The organism is Streptomyces sp. OfavH-34-F, from assembly GCF_022347745.1.
In the GTDB taxonomy this organism is placed as follows: domain Bacteria; phylum Actinomycetota; class Actinomycetes; order Streptomycetales; family Streptomycetaceae; genus Streptomyces.
The window spans coordinates 1-4,824 of the sequence record NZ_JAKRGC010000402.1 but is presented as its reverse complement, the minus strand read 5'-3'; the positions used below and the strand labels follow the sequence as shown (position 1 = coordinate 4,824).

General features: G+C 74.6%; 4 protein-coding genes. 3 read left to right on the top strand and 1 reads right to left on the bottom strand.

Translation table 11 applies throughout. The annotated features are described in order from the left end of the window. On the bottom strand, positions 1-920 hold a 920-nt coding region (locus tag MHW47_RS31995; protein WP_239227360.1), incomplete at its 3' end, for an FAD-dependent oxidoreductase. A 161-nt stretch (positions 921-1,081) separates the two neighbouring features. Here MHW47_RS31995 and MHW47_RS31990 point away from each other — a divergent pair. The 3 genes from MHW47_RS31990 (at position 1,082) to MHW47_RS31980 (ending at position 4,766) form a co-directional block, all read left to right on the top strand. Beyond that, positions 1,082-2,719 carry an ABC-F family ATP-binding cassette domain-containing protein gene (locus tag MHW47_RS31990; RefSeq protein ID WP_239227359.1) on the top strand — a complete coding sequence of 546 codons (1,638 nt, stop codon included), beginning with the start codon at positions 1,082-1,084 and terminating at the stop codon, positions 2,717-2,719. A 103-nt stretch (positions 2,720-2,822) separates the two neighbouring features. Continuing rightward, positions 2,823-3,500, top strand: coding sequence for a GntR family transcriptional regulator (locus MHW47_RS31985; protein ID WP_275449876.1), 678 nt, complete (start codon positions 2,823-2,825; stop codon positions 3,498-3,500). 60 nt (positions 3,501-3,560) lie between these two features. Next, positions 3,561-4,766 carry an amidohydrolase family protein gene (locus MHW47_RS31980; protein WP_239227357.1) on the top strand — a complete coding sequence of 402 codons (1,206 nt, stop codon included), beginning with the start codon at positions 3,561-3,563 and terminating at the stop codon, positions 4,764-4,766. Positions 4,767-4,824 lie beyond the last annotated feature (58 nt).

Sequence of the window (4,824 nt, the reverse complement as noted above, 5' to 3'; positions counted from 1 at the left end):
CCCCCCAGCGCCGCCGCCTCCAGCGCGCAGCCCAGCGCCACCGTGACGCCCGCCCCGCCGTGGCCGTAGTTGTGGACCAGGCGGGCGCCCCCCGGCAGCGCCTCCGCCTCGATGCGCACCCCCGCGTCGCGAGCCGGGCGCAGCCCCACCCGGTGGCCGAGCACCCGCGCCCGCGCGATCTCCGGGCGCACCCGCGCGCAGCGGGCCACGATGTCCTGCGCCGTACGGGGGTCGGGCTCCGCGGACCAGTCGTCGGTGGCCGCCGTGCCGCCGAGCACCAGCCGGCCGGGCTGCGGGAAGAAGTACGTGGTCTCGCTCGACGCCGGATCGGCCTCGGTGAACCACTCCCGTATCCCCGGGTTCTCCACGAGCACCAACTGCCCGCGCACCGGCCGCATCCCCGCGTCCGGGACCAGCTCGCGGGCACCGAGCCCGGCGCAGTTGACCACCGTGTCCGCCTCCGCCGCAGCCTCCCCGAACGAGGTCACCGCGCGCCGCTCCACCGCGCCCCCGGCCGCCCGCACCCGCCCCTCCAGCCACGCCAGGTGCACCGGCATGTCGATGAGCGGCAGCCGGCACCGCAGCCCCTCGGCGCTCTCCACCGCGTCCGTCAGCTCCCGCGCCCACGGCCCCAGCCCGGACAGGCGCTCCCCGCGGTGCAGCCCGTCCACCAGCCGTACGCCGGTCTCCTCCGGGCGCGCCGCCAGCTCCTCGTACCGCCGCAGCGTGGTCAGCGACCAGTCGCCGACCCGGTCCAGCGGCTCGATCCGGTACGGCCACCACAGGGCGCCCGCCACCGCGGACGTCGTCCCGTCGGCCGGTTCCCGGGACCACACCCGCACCCGGTGCCCCCGCTCGGCCAGCACCAGCGCGGTGGTCAGCCCGCTGACCCCGCCCCCCACCACGACCACGTCCGCCACGGCTGCCCGCCTCCCGCTGCCCGACCCGTTCTTCCTGGCGGGACTCTAGGGCCTGTCCGGCGGATCACGGCCGGGGGCCCACCCGACCCTGGTCCACCGGACCGGCCCTGAGCGCTCCGCCCGCCGTCCCCCGGACCGCGCCGACTAGGATCGGCACCCTGATGACTGCCACCCTCGTCGCCAAGGACCTCGCCGCCGGACACGGCGACCGCACGCTCTTCGCCGGGCTCGACCTCGTCGTCGCCCCCGGGGACGTGATCGGTCTCGTCGGAGTCAACGGCGCCGGTAAATCGTCGCTCCTGCGGCTGCTCGCCGGGCTCGACCAGCCGGAGGAGGGCGAGCTGCGGCTCTCCCCGCCCACCGCCACGGTCGGCCATCTGCCGCAGGAACCGGAGCGGCGTCCCGGCGAGACCGTACGGGAGTTCCTGGCCCGCCGCACCGGGGTCGCCGACGCGCAGGCCGCGATGGACGCGGCCACGCAGGCCCTGGTGGACGGCGCGCCCGGCGCGGACGACGCCTACTCCGAGTCCCTGGAGCGCTGGCTCTCCCTCGGCGGCGCGGACCTGGACGAGCGGGCCGAGGAGACCGCCGGCGAACTCGGCCTCACCGTCGGCCTCGACCTGCCGATGACCGCCCTCTCCGGCGGCCAGGCGGCCCGCGCCGGACTCGCCTCGCTGCTGCTGTCGCGCTACGACGTCTTCCTGCTGGACGAGCCCACCAACGACCTGGACCTGGACGGCCTCGAACGGCTGGAGAAGTACGTCTCCGGGCTGCGGGCCGGCACCGTCCTCATCAGCCACGACCGCGAGTTCCTCATGCGCACGGTGACCAAGGTCCTCGAACTCGACCTGGCCCAGCAGCAGATCAACCTCTACGGCGGCGGCTACGCGGCGTACCTGGAGGAGCGCGAACGCGCCCGCCGGCACGCCCGCGAGGAGTACGAGGAGTACGCCGACAAGCGCTCGGCGCTGGAGAGCCGCGCCCTGATGCAGCGCTCCTGGATGGACAAGGGCGTCAAGAACGCCCGCCGCAAGGCCACCGACTCCGACAAGATCGGCCGCAAGTTCCGCAGCGAGTCCAGCGAGAAGCAGGCCGCAAAGGCCCGGCAGACCCAGCGCATGATCGAACGGCTCGACGTGGTGGACGAGCCGCGCAAGGAGTGGGAGCTGCGCATGGAGATCGCCTCCGCGCCCCGCTCCGGGTCGGTCGTCGCCACCCTGCGCGAAGCCCGCCTGGTGCGCGGCGACTTCACCTTCGGTCCCGCCTCGCTGCAGATCGACTGGGCGGACCGGGTCGCCATCACGGGCGCCAACGGCTCCGGCAAGTCCACCCTGCTGGCCGCGCTCCTCGGCCGCCTCCCGCTGGACTCGGGACACGCGAGCCTGGGCTCCGGCGTGGTCGTCGGCGAGGTGGACCAGGCGCGGAAGCTGTTCCACGGCTCGGAGAGCCTGCTGGAGGCGTTCTGTGCGGCGGTGCCGGAGACGGAGCCCGCCGACGTACGCACCCTGCTCGCCAAGTTCGGGCTGCGCGCCGACCATGTGATGCGCCCGGCGACCACGCTCTCGCCGGGGGAGCGGACCCGCGCGGCGCTCGCCCTCCTCCAGGGCCGGGGCGTCAATCTGCTGGTGCTGGACGAGCCGACGAACCACCTGGACCTGCCCGCGATCGAGCAGCTGGAGTCGGCGCTCGACTCGTACACCGGCACCCTGCTCCTGGTGACGCACGACCGCCGGATGCTGGAGGCGGTCCGCACGACGCGCCGGATCGAGGTGGCGGAAGGCCGCATCACGGAAGTCTGACCCGCCTGGCATACCAAAAGCCGAATCGAAGCGGCTTACGCCGGGTTATTCCAGAAGTCATCGATGCGACCGTGCCGCCTGGTATACCAAGTGGTACGGTCGCCTGGTGACGACTCCAGCGAGCGACGACCCCGGCGCCTCGCACGCCGACCGTGCCGAGCGGACGATCCGCGCGGGCATCCTGTCCGGTGCGTACCCGCCGGGCTCCCGGCTGCGCGAACGCGACCTCTCCGAGGCCCTGGGCTTCTCCCGCATCCCGGTCCGCGAGGCCCTCACCCGGCTGACCGGCGAGGGCCTGGTCGTCATGGAGCCGCGCCGGGGCGCCTCCGTACGCGACCTGTCGCTGCGGGACGTCGCCGAACTCTTCGACCTCCGCCTCAGCCTGGAGGTGTTCGCCGCCCGCCGGGCCGCCGAGGCGTGCGCCGCCGGGGCGGACGGGGAACGCCTGCGGACCCTGATGGAGGCGGCGCAGGACGCCACCCGGCGGGGCGACGCCGCACAGATCCCGGCGGCCAACACCGCGCTGCACGCGGAGATCGTCGCGATGACCGGCAACCGGCTGCTGCGGGACGCGCTGCACCCCTCGCTCGGCCTGGTCCAGTGGCTGTTCACCCTCACCGGGGGCCGCGACCCGCACGTCCAGTGCGCCGAACACCGGGAGATCTGCGCCGCCATCCACGCCGGCAGAGCGGAACTCGCCGGGGCCCTCGCCCACGCCCACATCGAGCGCGGACGCGAGCCCTCGCTGACCGCCCTGGCCGGCGTCCTCCCACCCGGGTAGCCGCCGCACGGCCCCCCCCCGACCACCCACCACGCACTCACCCGTCAGGAGACCCGCCGCATGCTGATCACCGACGTACGCCCCTGGGGCGGGCCGCCCAGCGACCTCACCGTCGAGGACGGGGTGATCACCGCGATCACCCCGCACGACCCGGCCCGCGCCACCACCGGCGACACCGTGGCCGGCCGGGGCAGGCTCGCCCTGCCGTCCTTCTCGGACGTCCACTGCCACCTCGACTCCACGAGGATGGGCCTGCCCTTCCGCCCGCACACCGGGCAGCCCGGCGTCTGGGGCATGGTGATGAACGACCGCGCGCACTGGCGCGAGGACGAGTGGGACGTCGCCCGGCGGGCCACCTACACCCTGGCCCGGATGATCGAGCGCGGCACCACCCGCGTCCGCAGCTACGCGCAGATCGACGCGGACTGCGGACTGGAGCGCTTCGAGGGCGTCCTGGCGGCCAGGGAGGAGCACGCCGGCCGCTGCGAGGTCGAGATCATCGCGTTCCCGCAGGCCGGCCTCGTCCGGGAGAAGGGCGTACCGGAACTGATCGACCGGGCCCTGTCCTCGGGCGCCGCCGTGGTCGGCGGCATCGACCCGTGCACCCTGGACCGCGACCCCGTACGCCACCTCGACATTCTGTTCGACCTCGCGGAGCGCCACCGTGCCCCGGTCGACATCCACCTCCACGAGCCGGGCGAACTCGGCGTGTTCAGCGTGGACCTGATCCTGGAGCGGGTGCGGGCCCTGGACATGGCCGGTCAGGTGTCCCTCTCGCACGCCTACGACCTCGGCGGCGTCAACGAGGCGACCACGCGCCGGCTGATCGAGGAGTTCGCCGAACTGGACATCGCCATGGCGACGGTCGCCCCGGCCCGCCACCGCTCCCTGCCGCTCGCCGACCTGACCGCCGCCGGCGTCCGGGTGGGCCTCGGTGAGGACGGTCAGCGCGACTTCTGGTCCCCGTACGGCAACGGCGACATGCTGGACCGCACCTGGCAGCTCGCCTTCACCCACGGCTACCGCGAGGACGCCCTGATCGAACACTGCGTGGCGGTCGCGACGACGGGCGGCGCCTCCCTCCTGCGGACGGGCCCCGCGCGCCTGACCTCCACCACGGACCGCCCCGGCGTCACGGTGGGCGCCGTGGCGGACCTGCTCCTGCTGGAGGGCGAGACGGTGACGGCCGCGGTCATGGACCGCGGCACGGACCGGACGGTGCTGCACCGGGGCGAGGTGGTCGCGGACGCGCTGTCCCTCGTCTGACCCACCCCGCCCCCGGCCGCTACTCGCCCTTCAGCAGCCCCGCCCGCCGCAGCGCGTC